General features: G+C 43.0%; 14 protein-coding genes. 8 read left to right on the top strand and 6 right to left on the bottom strand.

What is annotated here, in order from left to right:
- The first annotated feature begins 141 nt into the window (after positions 1-141).
- From K5R16_RS18155 to K5R16_RS18120, 8 genes are all read left to right on the top strand, one after another.
- The gene (locus tag K5R16_RS18155; RefSeq protein ID WP_220739246.1) at positions 142-864 is read left to right on the top strand and encodes an EAL domain-containing protein; all 723 of its coding nucleotides are present in this window, start codon (positions 142-144) and stop codon (positions 862-864) included.
- 209 nt (positions 865-1,073) lie between these two features.
- The gene (locus tag K5R16_RS18150) at positions 1,074-1,985 is read left to right on the top strand and encodes a MoxR family ATPase (RefSeq protein ID WP_220739244.1); all 912 of its coding nucleotides are present in this window, start codon (positions 1,074-1,076) and stop codon (positions 1,983-1,985) included.
- Positions 1,986-2,029: 44 nt separating this feature from the next.
- On the top strand, positions 2,030-3,019 hold the full coding sequence (locus tag K5R16_RS18145) for a DUF58 domain-containing protein (RefSeq protein WP_220739242.1): 990 nt from the start codon (positions 2,030-2,032) through the stop codon (positions 3,017-3,019).
- Entirely contained in the window at positions 3,012-5,111 is a 2,100-nt protein-coding gene (locus K5R16_RS18140; RefSeq protein ID WP_220739240.1) for a DUF3488 and transglutaminase-like domain-containing protein, read from the top strand. Before K5R16_RS18145 ends, K5R16_RS18140 begins: the two co-directional genes overlap by 8 nt.
- 173 nt (positions 5,112-5,284) lie before the next feature.
- Positions 5,285-8,953 carry an exodeoxyribonuclease V subunit gamma gene (gene recC / locus K5R16_RS18135; RefSeq protein WP_220739238.1) on the top strand — a complete coding sequence of 1,223 codons (3,669 nt, stop codon included), beginning with the start codon at positions 5,285-5,287 and terminating at the stop codon, positions 8,951-8,953.
- 1 nt (position 8,954) lies between these two features.
- Positions 8,955-12,647 (top strand): exodeoxyribonuclease V subunit beta, encoded by a 3,693-nt coding sequence (gene recB / locus K5R16_RS18130; protein WP_220739236.1) that lies wholly within the window; start codon positions 8,955-8,957, stop codon positions 12,645-12,647.
- Positions 12,647-14,626, top strand: a complete 1,980-nt coding sequence (recD, locus tag K5R16_RS18125) for an exodeoxyribonuclease V subunit alpha (RefSeq protein WP_220739234.1) — start codon at positions 12,647-12,649, stop codon at positions 14,624-14,626. Before recB ends, recD begins: the two co-directional genes overlap by 1 nt.
- Before the next feature lie 117 nt (positions 14,627-14,743).
- Positions 14,744-15,745, top strand: coding sequence for a D-alanine--D-alanine ligase (locus K5R16_RS18120; protein WP_220739232.1), 1,002 nt, complete (start codon positions 14,744-14,746; stop codon positions 15,743-15,745).
- A 277-nt stretch (positions 15,746-16,022) separates the two neighbouring features.
- On the opposite strand, the gene K5R16_RS18115 is transcribed toward K5R16_RS18120, so the two are convergent.
- The 6 genes from K5R16_RS18115 to hrpA form a co-directional block, all read right to left on the bottom strand.
- The gene (locus K5R16_RS18115) at positions 16,023-16,151 is read right to left on the bottom strand and encodes a TIGR02808 family protein (RefSeq protein WP_220739230.1); all 129 of its coding nucleotides are present in this window, start codon (positions 16,149-16,151) and stop codon (positions 16,023-16,025) included.
- A 9-nt stretch (positions 16,152-16,160) separates the two neighbouring features.
- On the bottom strand, positions 16,161-16,751 hold the full coding sequence (locus K5R16_RS18110) for a NapC/NirT family cytochrome c (protein ID WP_220739228.1): 591 nt from the start codon (positions 16,749-16,751) through the stop codon (positions 16,161-16,163).
- Between the two features lie 20 nt (positions 16,752-16,771).
- A complete protein-coding gene (locus tag K5R16_RS18105) occupies positions 16,772-17,242 on the bottom strand; it encodes a nitrate reductase cytochrome c-type subunit (protein ID WP_220739226.1) in 471 nt (156 codons plus the stop codon).
- 12 nt (positions 17,243-17,254) lie between these two features.
- Positions 17,255-19,744 (bottom strand): nitrate reductase catalytic subunit NapA, encoded by a 2,490-nt coding sequence (napA, locus tag K5R16_RS18100; RefSeq protein WP_220739224.1) that lies wholly within the window; start codon positions 19,742-19,744, stop codon positions 17,255-17,257.
- Positions 19,741-20,058, bottom strand: a complete 318-nt coding sequence (locus K5R16_RS18095; protein ID WP_020912856.1) for a chaperone NapD — start codon at positions 20,056-20,058, stop codon at positions 19,741-19,743. The genes napA and K5R16_RS18095 overlap by 4 nt, the downstream gene beginning before the upstream one ends.
- 718 nt (positions 20,059-20,776) lie before the next feature.
- Entirely contained in the window at positions 20,777-24,655 is a 3,879-nt protein-coding gene (gene hrpA, locus K5R16_RS18090) for an ATP-dependent RNA helicase HrpA (protein WP_220739222.1), read from the bottom strand.
- Positions 24,656-24,723 lie beyond the last annotated feature (68 nt).

Raw genomic sequence — 24,723 nt, 5'->3', positions numbered from 1 at the left:
AAACACTAATAAATTCATACGGCTTAAGAATTATTTTAGTCACAATGGTTATTAATAAAGCGCTTAAGTGTTTTGATTGTTTTATCTCACTACTTTTATGTTAGTGTAAATGGTTATCATTACACCAAAAACAAAAGAGCTATGCTGGATCTAACGGGCCTTCGTTTAACTGCAGAATATCAACCGCTACTTAACCCACATACAAAAGAGATCTTTGGCTACGAAGCACTGTCACGGTTTTACAATCTTGATGGTTTAGCTATCGCGCCTAATATTGTATTTGAAGAGCTACATTCCCATCAAAAATTGCTCACTAGCGTTGAAATTGCAGCAAAATCGTTTCAAATAACACATGCGCCCTTAGAAGGTAAATTGTTCGTCAATATCGATCCCCATGCAATAGAGTTTAATAGTGAAAAAATGCTGGCGTTACTGCAAGAAAGGCAAGATCTGTATGTCGAAATTATTGAAAATACCTGTATCAATGATGCACATTTAGCAGCGAGCTTTATCGAACAATTAGTGCACTCTAAAATACCGGTCGGATTAGACGATATCGGTGCGCCACACTCTATGCTATCGGTCGACTTAATGAGTAAAGTTAGCTGCTTAAAATTTGACAAATACTGGTTAAAAACAGCGCAGCAACCTGAGTATTTGCACCTAATTAGCGCACTAATAAGTTTCGCTCGTAAAACCAATAAGTTAACAGTACTAGAAGGTATAGAGACCGAGGAACATCTTCTCTTTGCCCAAGATGTTGGGGTCGATCTCGTTCAAGGTTTTCTGTTCAAACCCAAATTTATACAAGTACAAGAAAGTGTCACCCTCAGCCCAGAATTGTTGGTAGTCGATAATCCATAGAACTAATAACGCATATCCATCACAGCCACTCTATAAACATCAGTTTACTTTGAATTTTTACTCTTCTTATTCTCTTAATATCATAATTAGCCACGATAAAAGGTGGAAACAGGCTGTAGTTTCCACCATAGTTAACAAACGTAGCCATCGAGATGGCAAAGATTATTTTGCTAGATAACTCAGTGTAAAACCACCGACAAGGGAGCTGTATGCCCAACGAAAACATCTCAATTTTGGTCGAGCAACTAGAGCAAGTTTTACTCGGGAAACAACAGCAAATAAAACTTGCTCTCAGCTGTATTTTTGCAGAAGGACACCTGCTGATAGAAGACCAGCCTGGGATGGGTAAAACGAGCCTGTCGCAGGCAATGGCACAGAGTATGAGTTTAAGCTATCAACGCATCCAATTTACCAGTGATATGTTACCCGCCGATATTTTAGGAGTGAGCATTTTTGACAAACAACAGGCTAAATTTGTATTTCACCCAGGTCCCATATTCAAACAAATGATCTTAGCCGATGAGATTAACCGAGCTAGCCCAAAGACTCAAAGCTCACTTTTAGAAGCAATGGCAGAAAAACAGATCACCGTTGACGGTGAAACCTATCCATTACCTAACCCCTTTTTTGTTATTGCCACCCAAAATCCAAGTGAGCAATCAGGCACCTTTCCACTGCCAGAGTCTCAGTTAGATAGGTTTATGATGAAACTATCTATTGGTTATCCAAGCCAAGAAGCAGAGATGGCGATGCTAAAAGGCCAAGAAAAACTGACCAAGGCCCAGCCCTTGCCTCCATGCCTAAATGCGCTCTCGCTGCAGGAACTTCAGCAAAAAGTTGATAACATTAGTGCTTCTGATTCACTAATAAAATACATACTGGCGCTTGTTAAAACTTCTAGAGAGTTAGACGAAGCGATTGGCTTATCACCTCGAGCCAGCAAAGCCATTTTAAAAGCAGCCAAATCATGGGCAATGGTTCAGGGGCGTCAATATGTTGTACCTGAAGATGTACAAACCATATTCCCACTGGTTGCGGAGCATAGAATGAGTCGCTCGACAAACCAAAATACACCGGTCATTTCTAACATTATTTTGAGTAGAGTTAACCCTATCCTTTAAATTATTTATTCACGTTAAAACACAAGATAAGTTCAGAGGCATTGATGAAAAGTGGACAAGGGATAAGACAAAGGTTCACTCGAGTATTTGGCCGCTGGCTGTCACGGAGGATCCCGCCATCAAGCAGTATCACCCTTAGCCATAAAAGTATATTTATCCTGCCTACTGGACTCGGTTTTAGCTGGCTAATGTTGATTACCATCTTGTTTGTATTTGGTACTAACTACCAAAATAATCTTGTGATGGGATTAAGCTTTCTTCTCTTTAGTGTATTCAATACCTGTATTATCTATAGTTATAAGAATCTGGCAGGCCTGTCATTAACCCGCTTAACAAACGCCCCAGATACTTTTGCCAGCCAGCTTTGCTATGTCCCCGTGCTTCACTCCTGCCCTAACGAGGCATTTGAGATCCACCTCAGTTTTGCTGGTCAACAAATAGAAGTGGTAAAAAAAGTATCTGCTGAAACTACTGAATCTAGTTTAAGTTTTAATGGCACCGTTCGCGGTAAACTCAATCCAGGCAGAATAAAAGTTGAATCCCGTTTTCCACTTGGTTTATGCAGAGTGTGGTCTCATGTCGACTTAAGCATTGAGCAAATAATATTTGCTAAACCAATCAAAGCTAACTTAGCACTGGCAAGCCTTTCTAACGATAATAATGTCGAATCTGTTGGAAAGTACGTCGCTGGAGTCGATGAATTTAGCGGGCTTAAGCAATACGTAAAGGGCGAGTCGCTAAAGCAAATTGCATGGAAACAGCTCGCACAAGGGCGCGGTATGTTAACCAAGGAGTTTCAACAACCACAAGGCACGCCATTATGGATAACCTTAGACGATAACGATTACAATTTAGAGGTCAATCTCAGTCGGCTATCATGGCAAGTTGAGCACTTGTCTTCAAAGCATCAAATTTTCGGTTTAAAATTAGCTGAGGCCACTATCAATCCCGATCATGGCGAGCAACACCGAATCAATGCACAGACTCAACTAGCGCTGTATCACAACCACCAGTTGAGCAATAACAATGGTTAGAATCAAACCCCAGCGATCACGAACGAGCAATCAGTTCGATTTATCTCGCCAAACCTTGATGTGGTTACTGCTTACCAATATTGCCATTATTAGCCCGCTCTATTCGCAGATCACCCTATGGTCATTAGCGATTTGCACTATCTGCATTATTTGGCGACTCGGTATTTATCTCGGTAAAGTTGCTAAACCACCTCGTTGGTTAGTGACAGCCTTGGGGCTTGCATCGGCGGTAACCTTGACCATGGTGGTAAGTCAAATTGGTGCCTTAAATGCTTTAATAAACTTACTGATCTTAGGTTATGCGCTCAAATACATTGAGATGCGTAGTCGCCGAGATGTGCATATTGTCGTTTTAGTTGGTTACTTTCTAATAGCATTAAGCTTTATTCAGCAGCAAAGCCTATGGTCCGCATTACACCTTGTTATCGTCACACTGATTAACACCTGTGTATTAGTTAGCTTGCATCATGATAAAGCTCACTTTCGCTTTACTGCTAATCTAGGAAGCAAAATCATACTCCAAAGCTTTCCATTAGCCATTTTATTATTCTTGGTACTTCCTAGACTACCACCGCTTTGGTTAGTCCCAGCTCAAGGGGGTGCAAAAACAGGCCTATCAAGTACAGTAAATTTCTCCAATATTACTGAACTCACCCGCTCAGCTGAACTAGCATTTAGAGCAACCTTTCAACAAGGCGAATACCCTAAAAATTCAGCACTATATTGGCGGGCAATAGTGATGGAGGATTATGACGGTAAACAGTGGTCGCAAAATAGCGCAATTATTGCTAGCGAAAATGCTGTTTCAACTCATAACGCGTCCAAGCAATCCCCAAACACTCACAAAATAAACTACCTAAATAAAAATATAAACCAGTCTATCTCATACACAATCATTGCAGAGCCGAGTTCACAACAGTGGTTATTTGGACTTGATGTCGCAACCACTCAAGATCCTGGTATCTCAACACTTACAGATCATCGCTTGTTCGCCAAGCGGCCTATTGACCAACGTAGGCTTTATAAAGTCACCTCCTACCCTGAACATTCAATGGACGCAGTGATTTCTCAAGCTGTTCGAGAGGTAAATCTTGCGTTACCAAACCAAAGCAACCCCGGAACCAGATTATTGGCTCAGCAGTTTGAGCAGCAATATCCAACCCCACAGAAGCGGCTTAATGCCATGATGAACTACTTTAGCGAGCAGCCTTACTACTACACTTTACGGCCACCAGCAGTGGGTCATCAGCAAATTGATGATTTTCTATTACGCAATAAAGCAGGATTTTGTGTGCATTACGCTAGTGCATTTGCCTTTATGGCGAGGGCTACAGGACTTCCAGCTAGAATAGTCTCAGGTTATCAAGGCGGTGAGTATAATGAAGCAGCTGGCTACTTTAGTGTGTATCAATATATGGCACATGCATGGGTAGAGGTATGGTTACCAGGCCAAGGATGGACGCGTTATGATCCAACAGCGATGATAGCCCCTGAACGGATAGAACAGGGATTCGATGCGGTGTTTGATCCCCACCAAAGTTACCTTATTGATAGCCCGTTTGGATATTTAGGCAGTCGCACTAGCGACATATTTAATCAATTAAGGCTGCAGTTTGCCGGTATTGATTATTTCTGGAGCGTATGGGTTTTGGGCTTTAATTCTGATAAGCAGCAAGATGTGCTGCAAAAAATGCTAGGCGAAGTCACTCAGGTAAGAGTTGCTATCTTAGTCTTTACGTCACTATTAATCATAGGGCTTGCCATCGCCTATAGTGCAGGGCTATTGCAGTTCAGTCGAGCAACTGACAAGCACGTTACAGCCTATATGGGAGTGTGCCATTCACTAGCCCGTCGAGGGTTAAAAAGAGCAGAGAGCGAAGGCCCTGAAGACTATTATCAACGAGTACAGACAAGCTTCCCGACCATCGAAGCTGACTTTGACAAACTCACTCGTTATTACGTTGCGCTTAAGTATCAAACATTAACACCTGCTGCCTATAAACGCATTTCTCGGTTACTTATCACTCAATCAAGATGGTTAAAGTTTAATATCATTAAACAGAGATTGGCACTTGATAAAACAAACACATAGAATAGATAAATTCAGTAAACGCTGCGGTTATTATTATCGATTTTTTGCTTGAAAGTCATTTAGACAAATGTAGAACTGACTGATTAGTCCATCGTTTACTGTAGACCCGAAACGGGATAAAAACTAAATTCAAAAACAATAAGCGCACCATTCATTATTGTTAAAGGAACGCCATGCTATACCTAGTACAGTCTAACCAGATGGAAGCACTATCGCAGATTTTAGCCACAGAGCTAACAACACCACTGCCTGGAGCACCACTACTTTTACCAGAGCATATACTGGTGCAAAGCCCTGGCATGTCAACCTGGTTAAGACTAGAGATAGCAAGACAGAATAATATTGCCGCAGCGCTTGAGTTTCCGCTTCCTTCAAGTTTTATTTGGCAGCTTTGCCATACCTTATTGGATGACGTACCTAAGGAAAATGCCTTCACTAAAGCAGCAATGACCTGGAAGTTAATGGAGCTTTTGCCTTCTCTTATCGACCAAGATGATTTTGCTCCTCTAGCCAATTATTTAAATAACGGTAACCAAGGTCATAGCTCAAATGACTTACAGGGCGAGCGCCCTGAAACTGATGTGTCTGCAACCATATCGGAACCTCATCCGCAAAGTCCGCTAAAGCTCTATCAACTCTGTGGCCAAATAGCGGATATATTTGACCAGTATTTAGTTTATAGACCGGATTGGATCGCAGCATGGGAAGCGAATGAGCCGACCTTACCTCCCAAGGGAGATAAATTAGCGCAGGCCCAAGCATGGCAACCTATATTATGGCGAGCCTTAATCGAGTTTAACGCCAATACGTTACATAAAAGCCAGTATCACCGCGCTAATTTACATCAAGCACTTTTTGATAAACTTGATGACCCAAATACCTCAATGGCATCTCTCCCCCGACGTCTATTTGTGTTTGGGATCTCATCAATGGCGCCGCAAACACTAGATGTGCTGCATCACTTAGCTAAGCGTCTTGATGTGATAATGCTAAGCCTAAGTCCCTGTCAGCATTATTGGGGAGATATCGTTGACCCTCGGCTTAGAGCGCGCATGGCACTGCAGTATGCCAACAAACAAAAACTTGAAGTTGAGTGGGAAGACAAGCTTGAGGTCGGTAATCCATTACTTGCAAATAACGGCAAGATGGGTCGTGAGCTGTTAGATCTTATGCTTGAATTGCCAGAAGAACATACTGCATTTAACTTAGATTGTTACCAAGATCCAGGTATTGATTGCATGCTACATGGCGTGCAACACGACATTTTACAGCTGAGTACCCGAGGACAAAGTTTAGGCCCCGATGCCTCGCTTTATTTAACGGTTGATGGCAGAAGAATACTGCAACAAGATGACCACTCGATCACAATTCGCAGTTGCCATAGCCCACTGCGAGAAGTAGAAACTCTGCATGACCATCTACTAGAGATGCTATCCAAGCAAAAAGACTCTAAAGGGCAAACACTAGCGCCTAAAGATATCGTGATAATGATGCCTGATGTGGCAGCATACGCACCTTATATTGATGCCGTTTTTAGCGCTAAGCAAGGCAGTCATTACATTCCGTATGCCATTGCCGATCGCGGTGCAGTACAGGAATCTCCGCTTATTGCCAGTTTTTTACACTTACTTAATATCAATCAAAGCCGGTTTGGTCTGACCGATATCATCGGTATTTTAGAGGTCCCCAGTGTGCTAAGGCGGTTTGAGTTAGACGATGATTCGCTAACAATTCTTAAGCGCTGGCTCGAACAAGCGGGTGTGCGATGGGGCCGAAATGGCGCCAGCCGAGCCGAACATCAGCTGCCAGCTTTTGAGCAAAATGCTTGGTCGCTGGGAATTAAACGTCTTATTTTAGGCTACAGCTTTGCCGACGACTCGCCGCTGTATCAGCAAACGCTAGCAGTCAACGGTATTGAAGGACAAACGGCTCAGGCGTTAGGTAAACTACTAGATTTCATTGAAGCTTTAGACGATGTGCACGCCGCTTTAGCACAAAGTTGCAGTTTAACAGAGCGTATCGAACAGCTAGAGTTGCTACTTGCTGCTTTTTATCTAGTCGATGACGATGAACAAGTACAATTACAAGAGATCCGTGACGCGATAGTCACACTTGCTGAAGAGTTAACTGAATCGGGTCATACGACCCCCCTTCCCATCGAAGTGTTGCAAAACTGGTTTAATAGTCGTTTATCAGAATCTCGAGTCGGGCAACGTTACCTCGCGGGAAGTGTTAACTTTTGTACGTTAATGCCTATGCGCTCAATTCCGTTTAAAGTTGTCTGTTTACTCGGTATGAACGATGGGATTTATCCAAGAGTACAGCATCCAGTCGGCTTCGACTTGGTGGCTCAAATGGGTCCCCGTAAAGGCGACCGCTCTCGCCGATTAGACGATAGATACCTTTTCCTTGAAGCAATACTTTCGGCAAGGCAGCAGTTGTATATCAGTTACATCGGTAACAGTGAACGTGATGATTCTGAGCGGATCCCATCAATGCTTGTCTCTGAGTTAGTCGAATACTGTCAGTTAGCTTACCTGCCCGCAAAACTTGCTTTAGAGGCAGAAGCTAATAGCCAAAGTGAGCAAGATGCGGCTCTGTTTGTTGATAAAATAGAGCAAGCAATCTCAACACAACTGATCTGTAAACAGCCACTACAACCATTCGATGAACGCCTTTACCAAAGTACTAATATTGCTGATAGTTTACCGCTACAACAAAGTTACAGTGCGCAGTGGTGTCCAGCCCCCATGGCACAAACAACGATTGAGGTCGCCAACAAAAGTAGCAATGGCTTTATTAATTTAGACACTTCACTATTAAATACAGCCCTGCCCGATAGCAACGAAGTAGAGGAGATAGAACTATCAGCCCTGATTCGATTTTTCCGAAACCCTGCACAGTACTTTTTTAATCGAACGCTTAAAGTTGACTTATCTATTGATGTTCGGGCTGATGACAACGATGAACCCTTTAGTTTGAATGCTTTAGAGCGTTATAAATTACAATCAGTCTTGATAGATCATGCCATAGAAAATCAAACAGAGCGCCCTGATGACGAACTGCTTGAGCGCCTTAAAGCGCAAGGTAATATCCCACTCAAACCCTTTGATGATCTATTACTCAGCCAATATCTGCATGATATCACGCCACTGATTGGCAGAAGCTTGTACCTTAAAGGAGAGTCAAGCCAATCAGTAGAAATTGCCATTGATGTAGCACCGTTTGATGATAGCAGCCCAGTAACAGCTCAATCTATTAAACTGGTTGGTCGCATAGATGATTTAAGCGCTAAAGGACTGGTTAACTACCGGCCAGGAACCGCTAATGGTCGAGATTTAGTGCGCGTTTACTTAAGGCACCTTTGCCTTTGCGCAATGCAAGATAGCACTGATATTACTAGGCTCAATCAGCCAATAAATAGCTACCTACTTGATATTGGCCATTTCCATGTTTTTGCGCCGATGACTGCCGTTCAAGCAAAAAAACAATTAGCCCTGTGGTTTGCTTTGTTTAAACAGGGGCAAGCACAACCTTTAATGTTTATGCCAAGAACCGCCCTAGCCTACGTTGAAGCAGAAGGTGACCATATTCAAAAATTGCGTGAGGCGCAGCCTCAATGGTTGGACGAACAGACCCAATTAGGCGAAGGCATGGAACCACATTTCCAGCGTTTATATCAATTCCCTGAAGACTTTAGTGAACAACGATTTGGCGATACAGCGCAAACATTATTGTCACCGTTAATTAGCTTGTATTACAAAGGCAGACTTGGCGAACTAGCCACTTATGTTGAAGCTGGAGCGCAACCCTCTCCCACCTCTATAAGTGAGGAGCACTAACATGGAACATTCGTCATTAGCGGCTTGTAACGAACCCAAACCTAGTGAGCAAACCGACGGGCCAAGTCATATCGTCACAGAACCACTTAACACGCTCACCCTGCCCTTTGGTGGAAGTCGATTGATTGAAGCGAGTGCAGGAACAGGAAAGACCTACACGATTGCAGGTCTTTATGTCCGTTTGCTACTTGGTCATGGCACTGCTCAAGCGTTAAGTTGCGAACAGATTTTAGTGGTGACATTTACCAATGCCGCAACTGGCGAACTACGCGATCGGATCCGTAAAAAAATACAGTTGGCCTATCGCTGTTTTATCGGCTTAAAGGTCGATGATGAGCTCATTAGCCAACTCTATAACGAAACCCCCGAATGCGACAAAGCCCTAGCTCGTAAGCGTCTAGATTTAGCACTCAAATCTCTTGATGAAGCAGCGATTTTTACCATTCATGGGTTTTGCCAACGTATTCTAGCCGACATGGCATTTGAGTCATCATTGCTGTTTGAGTCTGAGTTTACTCTCGACGACAGCGAATTTCTGCACCACGCTGTACGGGATTTTTGGAGAGAAAAGTGCTATCCGCTTAGTGAAAGTCTTGCTGGAGTCATACAAAAGAAGTTTGCCAGCCCCGATGAACTGTCACGACAACTTCGACCTTTGCTTGGCGCAAGTAGCGCAATGGCGCAACCTAAACCCACTGCATTTGATAAAGTTTCAGCCAATTTAGTACAAAGTTTAAGTCGGCTCAAATTGATTTGGCCAAGAGAGCGCGAGCAAACAGAAGAGTTGTTGCACAGCCTTCCTCTTAATGGTGCTCGTTTTGGTAAAAAAGCTGATAGTTACCCTAAGCTTGCTGCCATGTTCGATGCACTCGATAACTGGGTCGCTTTTGGCACAGCGCTGCCGCCACAAAAAGTATTGGAAACATTATCGCTTAATAGTTTGAAACTCAATAAAGGCGGCGAGATCCCAAGTCGAGAACAAGCAACTGTACTGGAACATATAGAAAGACTTGCCGCGCTTGTTGCAGAGTTAATTCCGAGTTTTCTTTATAGCGCAAGAGACGGGATCGCCAAACGGTTCGCCGAGCAAAAGTTAGAGCGTAACCTGTTAACGCCAGATGATCTGTTACTGACGTTGGCACAAGCGTTAAAAGACTCCCGGGAACAGTCCTTATCTAAAACAATTGCTAAGCGTTTTCCCATAGCGTTAATCGATGAATTTCAAGACACTGATCCACTACAGTTTGATATTTTTAATCATATCTATCAAACCAAAAAGCAAGACGACGGTTCTACAACCTCTTCAGCAGATAAAGCACAATCTGAATCATTAAGTTTATTGATGATTGGTGATCCTAAACAGGCTATTTATGCTTTTCGTGGCGCCGATATTCACACTTATATCCATGCACGAGAGCAAACAGCAAAACACTATAATCTGGATACAAACTATCGCTCCAATCGACAGATGGTTGAAGCCGTCAATTGTATATTCTCACATCGGGATGATCCTTTTATCAGTGACTCGATCCCTTTTGTGCCCGTGAAAGCAGCTCATTTCTCAGATAAGAAAGTACTCAGCGAATCGATAACGGATAACAGTGCTCTAAGGCTACGGCTTCTTAGTGAAGATCCAGAGAAAGGCCTTAATAAAACAACGGCAAGACAGTTACTGGCTAGTGATGCAGCCGATGAGATAGCGCGCTTACTCATCGATGCCGAGCAAGGCTTATCTGCTATCGGTGCCACTCAGCTAAAAGCCAAAGACATTGCAGTCTTGGTCAGAGATAGACACGAAGCCAACGTCATAAAGCAAGCGTTAGAGCAGCGTAATGTTGGCTCAGTATTTTTAAGCCGAGATAGCGTATTTGATACCGTTGATGCCCGTGAAATGTTGTTAATTTTGTACGCAATGTCAGAACCTAAAGATGAACGTGCATTGCGTAGTGCACTAGCAACCTCGCTACTCGGTTACCGCGCAGAAGAGATCCACGCCTTTAATCAGGATGAAGACAAACGTCAACTGCTACTAGAGCAATTTGCCGCTTTGCAGCAACAATGGTTAAAGCGCGGCATTATGCCAGCGCTGCTTAATCTCGCTAGCCAAACAAACATCATCGAACGCTTACTTCACACCAACGAGGGCGAGCGCCGCTTAACTGACTTTAGACATTTGAGTGAACTGCTTCAGCAAAAAGCCACTGAACTTGACGGTATGAGTGCACTTATCAATTGGTTTGAACAGGCACTAATTGGTAATCAAGCCAATGAAGAGTCCCAATTAAAACTCGCTAGTGAGCAAAACCTGGTACAGATTGTCACCATTCATAAAAGTAAGGGACTCGAGTACCCTATCTGCTTTATTCCCTTTGTCAGCCTTAGTCGAGATAATCGTAAAAAACCAGCCCCTATGCTTTACCACGAGGACAATAAGTTAGTTTGGGATATCGAACAGACTGATGAAGGATGGGATAGACAAAAACGTGAAACGTTAGCTGAAGATTTACGATTATTGTATGTTGCGCTCACAAGGCCAGTACTTAAATGCTACCTGTACATTACCAACCACAGTCGTCTGACAAAAAGTAAAGGCATGACCAGTCAATTGCACGAAACTGCTATTGGTTATTTGCTTGGTATCGAAAATAAAATATGTGAATACAGCGAGCTACACAGTAAAGCTCAGCAGTTGGTCGATAAAGCGCCTATTGCCATTGGTCTAAAAGAGTTAACACCTGCTGGTGATAACAACTTCGAACAAGTACAACGTAAACTGACGGTTGCGAGCGACCCTGACAATAAATTCGCCCCCAAAACACTCATTCGTCCACAACAAATACCGTGGAGAGTAGGAAGTTACTCTGGACTCGTAAAACATCTAGCTCACGAAAAAGTACAGCCAGGTGCTGATGACGAGCAGTTCCCTGAGGTTGATGTCATTATTGATGAGCTCGACCAACAGCCGTCACGTTTTACCTTCGAGCGCGGTGCAAATGCGGGTAGCTTTATGCACTTGGTACTTGAACTCATTGATTTTACCAATGCCAGCCCCGGTTTAGATGAACATCTACCCAACGCGATGAAAAAATATGGCATTGACGAGAGCTGGACTTCGGTGCTTAAAGATTGGTATCTGGATCTACTGTATGCACCACTAGCAACTGACAACACATTGTCACTCGCCCAATTATCCGATAACCAGAAATTGGTAGAGATGGAGTTTTACCTGCCAATTAGTAAACTGAATGCAAATAAGCTCAATCAACTGCTTATCGATTTTGGCTACAGCGCTGGGCTTTTATTTGATGATCTACAAGGTATGCTCAAAGGATTTATCGACTTAACGTTTGAACATAACCAGCAGTATTTTATTGCCGATTACAAATCCAACCATTTGGGCGATAACCTCGATTTATATAACTACCAATCAATGAAGACCGCCATTAGCAGTCATCGATACGATCTGCAGTACATCATCTACACCTTAGCCTTACATCGATATCTAGGGCTAAGAATGACCGACTACGATTACGACCAACACATTGGCGGCAGCTTTTATCTGTTTTTACGTGGTATGTCAGTAAGCGCGCCTCAAGCCGGGGTGTATTACGATAAGCCACCTAAAGCACTAATAGAAAAGCTCGATCTATTGTTCGGTAACTTATCAACGACTTCATCAATTGAGGCTAACTAATGTTAACAACTTCAGCTTCATTGGATATTTTACTTAAAGAGTGGCAAAACGACCGTTTATTAACACCGCTTGATAGACATTTTGCACTACAGATGGCGCAGCTTCATCAGCAGCAATCTCCGCTGTTTATTTTGATCTGTACTTTGCTTAGTCAGCATCTTTCGAGCCAGCACTCCTGCCTGCCCCTTGAACAAATAGACTTTGGCAACCCACTCAAAGAGCAAAAAAGCCAATGTCAGATTAATCTGACGCTTGAGGAGCTTACAACAGAACTGCTCAGTTTCGATGCCGTCAGCACACCTGATAGCGCGACATTAGCACCATTGATCTTAGACAAGGGTAACCTGTATTTACAGCGTTATTACCATTACGAGTGTGAAGTGGCAGAACACCTTATCCGCTTAGCTCATTCGCCGATGCTCAAACAATCATCCACTGATCCGTTAGATGACGCTAAGATATTACTCGAACAGCTATTTACCTCAAATGAGCAGCAGTATGACTGGCAGAAAATATCCACAGCTACGGCGTTAACCAAACGCTTAGCGGTGATCACTGGAGGACCTGGCACAGGAAAAACGACAACAGTAACTAAGCTTTTGTACCTGCTAACTTCACAGCAAGAACTGACTATTCGCCTAGTGGCGCCGACAGGGAAAGCGGCAGCGCGTTTAAGTGAATCAATCAAAGCATCTAAGCAGCGGCTTGCCAGTGAGCTACAGCATCTTCCAGAAGATAAACTTAAATCGACTATGGCGCAGATCCCAGAAGAGGCCGCCACTCTGCATCGATTACTTGGCGTTATCCCTAACTCCCATCAATTTAGGCACCATAAAGATAACCCTTTACGACTTGATCTATTAATTATCGATGAAGCATCTATGGTTGATTTACCAATGATGCACAAGTTGTTATCAGCGCTGCCCGCACAAGCAAGCCTGATCCTCTTAGGAGATCAAGACCAGCTAGCCTCCGTAGAAGCGGGTGCAGTCCTTGCTGATATCTGTAGTGGATTAAGAGTAAATTTAGATAATGGCGCTAACGGATGGCAGATGCGCTATTCAAAACAACAGGCAAAATTGTTAAGCCAGCTAACCAATTATCCACTAGATAACTTTATCAGTGATGACCCACAGATTGGAGACAGCCTTTGCATGCTAATGCACAGTCACCGCTTTATTGGCGATGCTGGTATTGGTCAATTAGCCGAAGCGGTAAACCAAGCTAACTTGCAGAGAATTGCTCAAGTGTGGCAGACGGGCTATAAAGAATTACTTTGGTTAGAACATAGCAATATTAACAGTAGCAGCAATCACTCAAACCTCGGCCTAGAAGCTCTGTTAGCGCAGTCAGTTGAACAATATGGCTGCTACCTTAAATTGATGAACAATAGCGCCCTGTCCGCCGCTGAGATTATCGATAGCTTCAATCAGTACCGTATATTGTGCGCTATGCGCGCCGGCGAATATGGCGTAGAAGGGATCAACCAAAGTGTCAGCATCAGTCTTGCAGCCGCTGGCCTTATTAGTCCCGAACAAGAATTTTATGCTGGTCGCCCGGTAATCATTCAGAGCAATGACTATAATCTCGGCCTTTTTAACGGTGACATTGGGTTAATTTTGCCCGATGAGAGCAGTGACTCAAGGCGGTTAATGGCACACTTTATCCAAGCCGACGGTGGACTGCTAAAAGTACTGCCTGCACGCTTGCCAAGCCACGAAACTTGCTATGCGATGACTGTTCATAAGAGCCAAGGTAGTGAATTTAGTCACGTCTCGTTAGTCATGCCAATAAGGCCAAGCCTTGCACAGCAGCAGCTGCTATCAAAAGAATTGGTTTATACCGCGATCACTCGCGCTAAACACCACTTTACCTGTCTAGGCAGTCAACGAATATTTGAGCAAGCAAGTTCACGTTTAACTCAGCGCTCTTCAGGCTTGTCTGAACGTCTTTGGAGCAAAATAGCTGATACTTGCTAGTAAACAGAAGATAAAAGCAGCTACTGGCTTTAAAATCAACTTGAACGGTTGCATTACCAAGTGATTGCGCCATAGTTGAGCCTTGCAAAATTTTAACCAGTTACAAGTGGGGATTAGATGAGTACAACGAATATTTTATTGCTGTGCGGTGGTGGTGGCGACGAACATGCAATATCCCTTTTATCAGCAAATTATTTTGAAACTTCGCTAGCAACTCTTCCCCAATTTAATGTGCTACGCGTGGAATTAGATGCAAATGGTCATTATCGAACTGCTGCTGGCGCAAATTGCGAGCTAACTAGCCGCAGGCAGATCCGTTTCGAAGCAGATAATAAAGCACCATGGGAAGTCGATTTTGCCATTCCTTGTATTCACGGTTTTCCTGGTGAAACTGGCGATATCCAATCTTACTTTGAACTGATTAATCTTCCCTACTTCGGCTGTAAAGCAGAGGCGAGCCGTAATTGCTTTAATAAAATTACCGCAAAGATGTGGTTTAGCGCGTTGAACATCCCCAATACTCCCTATCTGTTTCTCAATGAGTTGAATGATGCCTCCATAGAACAAGCGACTAATGCGCTTAAAGATTGGGGCAGTATCTTCGTTAAGGCTGCGTCTCAAGGGTCATCCGTTGGCTGTTACCGTATCGATAATCAAGAAGATGTGGCGTCGACATTAGCACAAGCGTTTACTTTTTCAGATTATGTCATTGTCGAAAAAACCATTAGTGCTAGAGAGCTAGAAATCGCCGTCTATGAAATTGATGGCAAAGTGGTTGCAACAGTACCGGGTGAAGTCATCTGCGCCAGTGATAGCTTTTACACCTTTGATGAAAAGTATGCAGCCAATAGCCAAGCACAAACACAAGTCGTGGCAGATATCTCAAAAGAGCTCAGCGATGAGATCCGTAAATATGCGATCAGTGCCTTCAAGGGGATGAAGCTTAGACATCTGTCGCGTATTGACTTTTTCTTAACCGATGACGGTGAAGTGCTATTAAATGAGATCAATACCTTTCCAGGCCTAACCCCTATTTCTATGTTTCCCAAGATGCTACAGAATCACGGCGACAGTTTTGCAGAATTTCTGTCGAGTAACATTACCATTAAAAAAACATAGACACTGAGCCGTTATGATCGAGATTGTCCCGCTGTAGATGCAACGCTATTACAATAGCTTTGCAAACCATGTTTAGAGACAACATCAAAGTTCAGAAAAATATCTAGGCCTAAATAGTAAATTTGCATCACTGTAGGCTTCAATCAATCTCAAGACTAATTACCTCAGCACAGAACGGCCAAGCATAAAAAAGCCTGACTTAATTTAAGTCAGGCTTTTTTGATTTAGTGCGATGGTCAATGCAACAACATCAGACCTTTGCACCTAATCCTCTAGCTTACTTGTCAGCGGTTTTGGACAAAATCCAAATAGAAGCAACTGCAACAACAGTAAAACCTGCAAGTATAATGACTGGCATGGCGGTATAGCCAAGGACATGCCATATAACATTCTCTAATGTACTCATAATGGCTCCTTATTGCCAACCTTCAACTTTGTGCATATCTGGTAGATTATGGGCAATACCTTTATGACAATCGACACAGGTGTTTTCACCATTCGCAAGTGCTGTAGAATGCTGCCTTACACTACGCGGACTCTGCTCAGAGAAATCCATAAACTCAAAGTTATGACAGTTACGACACTCTAAAGAGTCGTTCTTCTTCATTCTTGCCCATTCCCTTTCAGCTAAATGAGCACGACGCTCTTTAAACTTTTCAGGTGTATTAATGGTTTGAGTCACAAAATATGCAAAAAGCTCTTTTGAAGCCTGAACTTTACGCACGATTTTGTCCGTCCAAGCATGAGGTACGTGACAATCTGAACAGATAGCACGAACACCAGATCGGTTTGCATAATGAATCGTTTCTTGGATTTCAGCCACAATAGGTGCATGACATCCAGAACAAAACTCTTCAGTGTTAGTCGCTTCCATGCCGGTGTTAAATGCACCCCAGAACATGAGTCCGCCTGCAAACCCCATAAATAGCACGATACCTACAGCGGCCTTACTAGGGCTTTTTAATATGCCCCAGAAGCCTTTTAAGGCGTTAATAATCCATTTCATATTATTACCTGCCTTAATTGTTATTGCAGTGATTTAACACGTTCGAACGAGTTACCGACTAACGGTTTCGCATCTGCTTGTGTTACGTGGCACTGTAAGCAAAAGTAGCGTCTTGGAGATACATCAGCCAATACTTCGTCGTTTCGATTAGTAAAGTGCGTCACACTGATTTTAGTCGCGCCCATCTGCTTCGCTTTAGTCCAGCTGTGGCATGACAAACACTTGTTAGCATTCAATGAGACTTCATAGTGTCGAATGTGATGCGGGATCAATGGTGGCTGAAACACATAACTGCTTTCAATATCCACTTGATCGCGCGGCACTTTCTTCATAGGATCTGCAGGCCTTGTGGTTTCTAGCTCAGTATCGCCACGTAGCGATTCAACGCCACCGATCCCTCTGTCCAGACCGGTTGCCGGTTCCTCACTGAAAGCAAAACCACTGATAAGAGTTAAGGTAATACTCAATGTTAATAAAATTGATTTTTTCATCGTAACCCTGCCTTATACTATTTTCGTGATTTTAACAGGACACTTTTTATAGTCTGTCTGTTTTGATAGTGGATCCGTTGCATCTAAAATCAGTTTATTAATTAAGATACGAGCGTCGAAGAATGGCACAAATACCAATCCTTTTGGTGGACGGTTACGTCCACGAGTCTCAACACGCACACGAATATCACCACGTTTATTACTCATTAGCACTTCATCACCACGACGAACACCATGAGCTTTAGCATCGTCTGGATGCATGTAACAAAGCCCATCAGGAACGGCCTTGTAAAGTTCAGGTACACGACGTGTCATGGTGCCTGTATGCCAATGTTCTAATACTCGGCCGGTACATAACCACAAGTTGTACTCTTCATCAGGCGACTCTGGCGGCGCTTCATATGGCGCTGAAATAATCCATGCTTTGCCATCTGGTTTACCATAGAACTCAAAGCCTTTACCTTTACCTACATAAGGATCTGATCCTTCTTTAAAGCGCCATTTTGTTTCTTTACCGTCAACAACTGGCCAGCGTAATCCGCGCTCTTTATGGTAGCGATCATAGGGTGCTAAATCATGACCATGACCACGTCCGAAGCTTGCATACTCTTCAAATAGACCTTTTTGTACGTAGTAACCTTGGTCTTTAGCATCATCATTTAGTGCTTGTGCTTCTGATAAAGGAAACTTATTAACTTGGCCGTTTTCAAACAACACTTCACACATATTTTTACCACGTACTTCTGGCATCTGTGCGATTAGCTCTTCGCTCCACACCTCTTCAATTTTGAAGCGCTTTGCGAATTCCATGATTTGCCATAGATCTGATTTAGCCTCACCAGGTGCTTTAACCTGCTGATACCAAACTTGTGTACGGCGTTCAGCATTACCATAAGCCCCCTCTTTTTCTACCCACATAGCCGTAGGCAAGATTAAGTCAGCAGCTTGTGCAGTTGCTGTTGGGTACGGATCTGAACAGACAATGAAGTTTTCCGGATTACGGTAGCCCGGTAAACGCTCCTGATTGATGTTAGGACCAGCCTGCATGTTATTGTTACACATAGTCCAATAAGCATTTAGCACGCCGTCATTAAGCTTGCGATCTTGCAGTACCGCATGAAAGCCTGGCTTTGCAGGGATTGTGCCTTCTGGTATTTTCCACAAATGCTCAGCATGCTTACGGTGCTCAGGGTTAGCAACAACCATGTCTGCAGGTAAACGGTGTGAGAATGTACCAACTTCACGCGCTGTACCACACGCAGATGGTTGACCCGTTAGTGAGAACGGACCATTACCAGGAGTCGATATTTTACCCACTAGCAAGTGAATATTATAAACAAGCGAATTCATCCAGACACCACGAGTATGTTGGTTCATACCCATCGTCCAAAGAGACATTACCTTAATCTTAGGATCAGCGAATTGCTTAGCAAGCGTAACCAGTTGTTCTTCATTTAGGCCGGTCATTTCTACGGCTTTTTCAAGCGTATATGGTGCTACTGACTTTTTGTACTCTTCAAAATCAATTGAGTACATCTTACCGACATTCGGATTAGCCGCCGCTTGCTGCAGAGGATGCTCATCTCTTAAACCATAACCAATATCTGTGGTTGCCTGCTTGAAATGGGTATGCTTACTAACAAAGTCCCAATTGACAGCATCATTTTCAATGATGTAATTAGCAATAAAGTTTGCAATTACAAGGTCGGTTTGTGGCTTAAAAATGTAACCTTTATCAGCGAGTTCGAACGAACGGTGATAATAAGTAGATAACACGTTCACTTTAACATGTGGAAAGCTCAAGCGACGGTCGGTGATGCGGCTCCACAAAATCGGGTGCATCTCTGCCATATTAGAACCCCAAAGCACAAATGCATCTGCTTCTTCGAAGTCATCATAACAGCCCATTGGTTCATCGATACCGAAGCTTCGCATAAAGCCACCAACAGCAGAAGCCATACAGTGGCGAGCATTAGGGTCAATGTTGTTAGAGCGGAACCCCGCTTTCATCATCTTAGAAGCAGCATAGCCTTCCATTACCGTCCACTGACCTGAACCAAACATACCCACGCTAGTTGGGCCTTTTGCTTTCAATGCCGTTTTCCACTTGTCAGCCATGATATCAAATGCTTGATCCCAGCTTACTGGGGCAAAATCGCCAGCTTTATCAAATTTGCCATTTGTTTGGCGAAGTAACGGCTGAGTTAAGCGGTCATCGCCATACATGATTTTAGAAAGAAAATAACCCTTAATACAATTAAGGCCTTTATTGACGGGTGCTTCAGGGTCACCTTGGGTCGCAACAACTTTACCTTCCTGAGTTCCAACAAGTACCGAGCAACCAGTACCACAAAAACGACAAGGGGCTTTATCCCAATGAATTTTTGACTCATCACTTAATGCGATTAAGTTCGTTGCTGTGGCTGGAAGAGTAACACCTGCAAGTGCTGCAGCAGACGCTGCTGCATTTGCTTTGATAAACTCACGTCTAGACATTTTCATACTTGTTCCTCGCTAACACACTCTTTTTTATAAGGGGGTAAATTGGTGGATTCAGCACTTTCAGTAGGTTCACTATCGATTTGGTGGTAAACCATGGTTGCACCAAGCACACCCGGCATATCACTTATTTTCCCAATAATGTCGCTAATAAAACCTTCAGTTTGTGTTTCTAACACTACGACGATTTTTCCGACTTCGCTGACACCATAAATCTCGGCTTCTTTGAACTCTAAAATGAGTTCTTGAGTTTGGCTTAAGTGCTCTGGACTAACTTGAACCAGCAAGCTAGAAATATGAGCCTCAGGTAACGACATGGTTGCGTTCCTTATCTATCTGAGTAATAAAGCTGAAAGGATATTGTCTGGGTAAACTAATCATGTCTTCCCTCATCCAGTACAGTCGTGTTTTGTTATTGTTATTGTTGATTTGTACAGTGCCCCAGTAGCAAGTTTTAACCTCAAAAACCGACTAAAACTGCAACTAGGCCTTTATTTTATGGCTGGAAAATTGACAAAAACATCAAAAACCCACTTTTCATATCCTATTGTCATCGCTTCAAGCACCAAATTTAATCTAGCTTTGATGCTCACGAAGTACGATTTAACAGTACCTATTTTTGCTGAATCCACATGAGGTTCAGAGCCAATATCAACATATAGTTAACTTGGCGCAGAGAGTAACAGCTGTCTATCTAACTGTTATATACCTACTTTTGGTAAAGCCTGCTCTAGGTTGATCTAGATCATCTTTTTTATGCAATATTTAACTTGATCACGTATTTACGCTGGTTTGTTCGGTTAAAAAATGACCTAACAAGTCAAGCGCTTACTTAAGTAATGACTTAAAGGACAATTCAATAATGGCTGTTTATTTTGGGCTTTACAAATGTTTCTAACACATTCGCAACAATATTTTAGGGGGAGGCAAAGAAATGGTACTAGCAACAAAGTGCAGAATGATCAACTCTACCACCGGTATAAAACCTTAGGCAGTAGAGCTGTGTTTAATTTATCTTGATGAAAGGGTTAAGGTTTAGCTTTGCAACTGATTTAAAATTCGTTTCTCAGATATCGGATAAGCAGTCCCCAACACTTGAGCAAAACAAGACACTCTATACTCCTCTATCATCCACCGTGCTTCCGTCAAAACATCAGGTATAGGCATAGATTTAGGCAGTTTAGCCATTTGGCCTTTTAGCACTTCTTGAACTTTGTTAATACTATGCATATGCAAACGATCACGGTTAGGATCAACTGGTAGTTTATCTAAGCGGTTTTCGATCCCTTTTAAGTAACGAATAATATCGCTAAGTCGGCTCCAACCGCACTGCTCTACAAAGCCTTTAAAGACTAATTGGTCAAGTTGGCTTTGAATATCACTCATAGCAAAGGCAATATCTAAGCTTATCTTTCCTTTCAAACGCTTCTTTATACGATTATAAATAGTGAGAACTTCTTCTACTTTTAGAGCAATTTTTTCCGCTGTAGGATTAAGCTCTTGCCTCACCCACTCTCTGGCTTCATCAAACTGCTGCTCTGCACGAATATCGATCCCTTTTTCATCAATAAGCTGTTGTACTGCCGCTGATAATATATCGTCAATCAGCACTTGCACTTGGCCAAACGGGTTAAAATACATCGCCAACTTGGCTTTATTTGGCAGTGATTTTTGTAGATGCTTAACTGGCGAAGGAATATTGATTAATAACAATCGCTGCAGACCCACTCGATGCTGTTTCTGCGCCTCAAACTCATCATCAAATAATTTAATCGAAACACTGGTTTTATCATCAACCAGCGCAGGAAAGGCTTTAACTTCAAAATTACCTTTCTTTTGTTCAAATCGCTTTGGCAAATCACCAAAGGTCCATTTCTCGATCCCTTTTTGCTCAATACCGGAGTCAGCAACTTCACGGATAGCCTGTACAACCTGTCCTTGCATACTCGATTTTAACGGTTCAAGAATGCGTCCTTGAGTTAATAATTTTCCTTTATCACCTTCAATTTTAAAATTGACTAACAGATGCTGTGCTAACTGCGTGTCATCAAAATCCTCAGCTGAAATTCGCACTCCACTCATTCTAAGCAGCTGTTTGCACATCGCTTCAATCAGTGGCAATTCGAAAGGTGTGATCGCTTGTAAACAGGCCTTGGCATAATCTGGTGCAGGGACAAAATTTCTGCGTAGCGCTTTGGGCAATGACTTTATCAATGCGATGCATTTTTCTTCTCGTAACCCTGGTACTATCCAATCAAAATCAATGTCATCGACCTGGTTGATCAATGCAACAGGGATATGAACCGACACTCCATCATCCGCAGCTGACGGCTCAAAGTGGTAACTGATCTTAAGTTTCAAATTACCTTTATGCCACTTTTCAGGGAAGTCCAACGCAGACACATGGTCACTACTGCGTTGCATTAACGCTTCACGTTCAAAATCAAGTAAATCAGGATTTTTTTGCTTTGCTTTTTTCCACCATTTTATAAACGTCGGTGCGTTATAAATATCTGCGGGTATTTTAGGTTCATAGAAATGAAACAATGCTTGTTCGTCGACTAAAATATCTCGTCGGCGAGACTTATGTTCAAGCGATTCGATATCGAGCAATAATTTCTGGTTATTGATGAAAAACGCTTCACTAGTCCTAAGTTCGCCCTCAGCTAACGCCGAACGAATAAAGATATCCCGCGCTTCAACGGGTTCAATCGGCCCATATTGCACTTTACGTCGATTTACGATCTGCAAGCCATACAGCACTTGATTCTCTAGCGCGACCACCGAACCTTGTTTTGACTCGAAATGCGGTTCTACATAGTTTTTCTTGACTAAGTGTGCCGCAAGCGGCTCTATCCATTCTGGCTGGATCTTCGCGCAGCAGCGTGCAAATAAACGTGATGTTTCAGTGAGCTCTGCCGCCATTAACCATTTGGGGCCTTTCTTGGCGAGAGGCGAACCTGGAAACACAAAAAACTTACGATTACGGGCACCAAGGTACTCTTTGTCTTTATCTTTAAAACCAATATGGCTCAATAACCCGGTTAATAAAGACTTATGTAAAAGCTCATAATTCAATTCAGCATTAGTGTCGTTAAGCTTCCACTTTAGCTCATGGGTAGCTTGCCTCAGCTGGGCATAGAGATCTTGCCATTCACGCACTCTAAGGTAGGCTAAAAATTCAGCCTTACACTGCTTTCTAAACTGATTGCTCGACAGTTCTTTTTGGCTCTGTTTTAAGAAATCCCAAAGATTTAGATATGAGACAAAATCTGAATCTTTATCGCTAAAGCGGTTGTGTGCTTGATCGGCAGCTTGCTTCTTATCCATTGGCCGCTCACGCGGATCTTGGATAGACAGCGCAGAGGTGATCACTAGCGCTTCATGCAAACAACCATTCTGCTGCGCCTGTATAACCATTCTTGCTAGGCGTGGATCAACAGGGATATGAGCAAGCTGCTTACCTAGAGCGGTGAGATTGAGCTGGCCTTTTGCCTGACTTACTGCTTGGAGCTCCTCAAGCAACATAAAACCATCACGTATATAACGGGCATCTGGTGGCTGAATAAATGGGAAGCCTTCGATATCCCCTAAACCAATAGCCAGCATTTTCAAAATTACCGATGCTAGGTTTGTTCGTAAAATCTCAGGATCGGTAAACTCAGGACGAGAAGTAAAATCATCTTCACTATATAATCTTATACAGATCCCTGGTGCGACACGGCCGCAACGACCTTGACGCTGATTAGCACTTGCTTGTGAAATAGGTTCAATCGGCAATCGTTGTACCTTGGTACGATAGCTGTAACGACTAATACGCGCTGTTCCAGGGTCTATGACATACCGAATACCCGGTACGGTTAAAGATGTCTCCGCTACGTTTGTCGCCAAGACGATACGCCTACCAACATGACTCTTAAATACTTTTGACTGCTCACCATAAGAGAGTCTTGCATATAAGGGCAGGATTTCTGTGTCTCGATACTGTCTTCGATTCAGTTGCTCTGCTACGTCTCGAATTTCTCGCTCACCATTCATAAATATAAGAATGTCACCAAGACCTTCATTGATCAGCTCATCTGTTGCGGCAAAAATACCTTCCACCAGATCTAAATCTTCATCACTGTCTCTAACTAACGGACGATAGCGAGTCTCTACTGGATAAGTACGGCCAGAAACCTCAATCACTGGCGCACCATTAAAATGTTGCGAGAAACGCTCAACATCGATAGTGGCGGAGGTAATTATCACCTTAAGATCAGGGCGCTTCTTTAAAACATTCTTCAAATAACCCAAAATAAAATCAATGTTAAGACTACGCTCGTGCGCTTCATCAATAATGATGGCGTCATACTGATTCAAGAACTTATCCGAGGTAAGTTCTGCCAATAAAATACCGTCGGTCATTAATTTGATATAGGACTCTGGCTTAATCGCGTCGGCAAAACGTACTTTAAAACCTACTGCTTCACCAAGTGGCGTATTCATCTCTTCAGCAATGCGAGTGGCAACACTGCGGGCAGCAAGTCTACGTGGCTGTGTATGGCCTATTAGGCCACGAGTGCCTAGACCCAATTCAAGACAGATTTTAGGTAACTGAGTGGTTTTACCAGAACCGGTTTCACCGGCAATAATAACCACCTGATTTCCGGCGATGGCCGTCGCTATTTCATCTCGTTTTTGCGATACAGGTAGATTTTCAGGAAAGGTCACTTGTGGACGATTTGCTAAGCGCAGCTCAACTTTTTTACGAGACGCTAGTGCCAACTGCTCAAGAGAATCTAACGTTGCACTCTTTTTGTCAGAATCAAGTTCTTTACGAAGCCTAAAAAGGCGACGCCTTATTTTAGCGGCGTCGGCTTCATAACAGTGTTTTAAAAATGCGTTAGATAAATGATGCTGTTGCGAACTCAAGTGCAAATTCCATAGCCAAAATCAAAGAGGCCGATCCTAACAAGGAACGCACGTCAGTGGTATAGCAG

The organism is Shewanella sp. c952, from assembly GCF_019654975.1.
GTDB lineage: Bacteria > Pseudomonadota > Gammaproteobacteria > Enterobacterales > Shewanellaceae > Shewanella.
Note: the sequence above shows the minus strand (reverse complement) of the source record. Positions and strands in the feature narration are given on the sequence as shown.

Excerpts from the sequence above, each read along its gene's own strand:
- K5R16_RS18155 (WP_220739246.1), top strand. The coding sequence starts at position 142 with ATGCTGGATCTAACGGGCCTTCGTTTAACTGCAGAATATCAACCGCTA.
- K5R16_RS18150 (WP_220739244.1), top strand. The coding sequence starts at position 1,074 with ATGCCCAACGAAAACATCTCAATTTTGGTCGAGCAACTAGAGCAAGTT.
- K5R16_RS18145 (WP_220739242.1), top strand. The coding sequence starts at position 2,030 with ATGAAAAGTGGACAAGGGATAAGACAAAGGTTCACTCGAGTATTTGGC.
- K5R16_RS18140 (WP_220739240.1), top strand. The coding sequence starts at position 3,012 with ATGGTTAGAATCAAACCCCAGCGATCACGAACGAGCAATCAGTTCGAT.
- recC (WP_220739238.1), top strand. The coding sequence starts at position 5,285 with ATGCTATACCTAGTACAGTCTAACCAGATGGAAGCACTATCGCAGATT.
- recB (WP_220739236.1), top strand. The coding sequence starts at position 8,955 with ATGGAACATTCGTCATTAGCGGCTTGTAACGAACCCAAACCTAGTGAG.
- recD (WP_220739234.1), top strand. The coding sequence starts at position 12,647 with ATGTTAACAACTTCAGCTTCATTGGATATTTTACTTAAAGAGTGGCAA.
- K5R16_RS18120 (WP_220739232.1), top strand. The coding sequence starts at position 14,744 with ATGAGTACAACGAATATTTTATTGCTGTGCGGTGGTGGTGGCGACGAA.
- K5R16_RS18115 (WP_220739230.1), bottom strand. The coding sequence starts at position 16,151 with ATGAGTACATTAGAGAATGTTATATGGCATGTCCTTGGCTATACCGCC.
- K5R16_RS18110 (WP_220739228.1), bottom strand. The coding sequence starts at position 16,751 with ATGAAATGGATTATTAACGCCTTAAAAGGCTTCTGGGGCATATTAAAA.
- K5R16_RS18105 (WP_220739226.1), bottom strand. The coding sequence starts at position 17,242 with ATGAAAAAATCAATTTTATTAACATTGAGTATTACCTTAACTCTTATC.
- napA (WP_220739224.1), bottom strand. The coding sequence starts at position 19,744 with ATGAAAATGTCTAGACGTGAGTTTATCAAAGCAAATGCAGCAGCGTCT.
- K5R16_RS18095 (WP_020912856.1), bottom strand. The coding sequence starts at position 20,058 with ATGTCGTTACCTGAGGCTCATATTTCTAGCTTGCTGGTTCAAGTTAGT.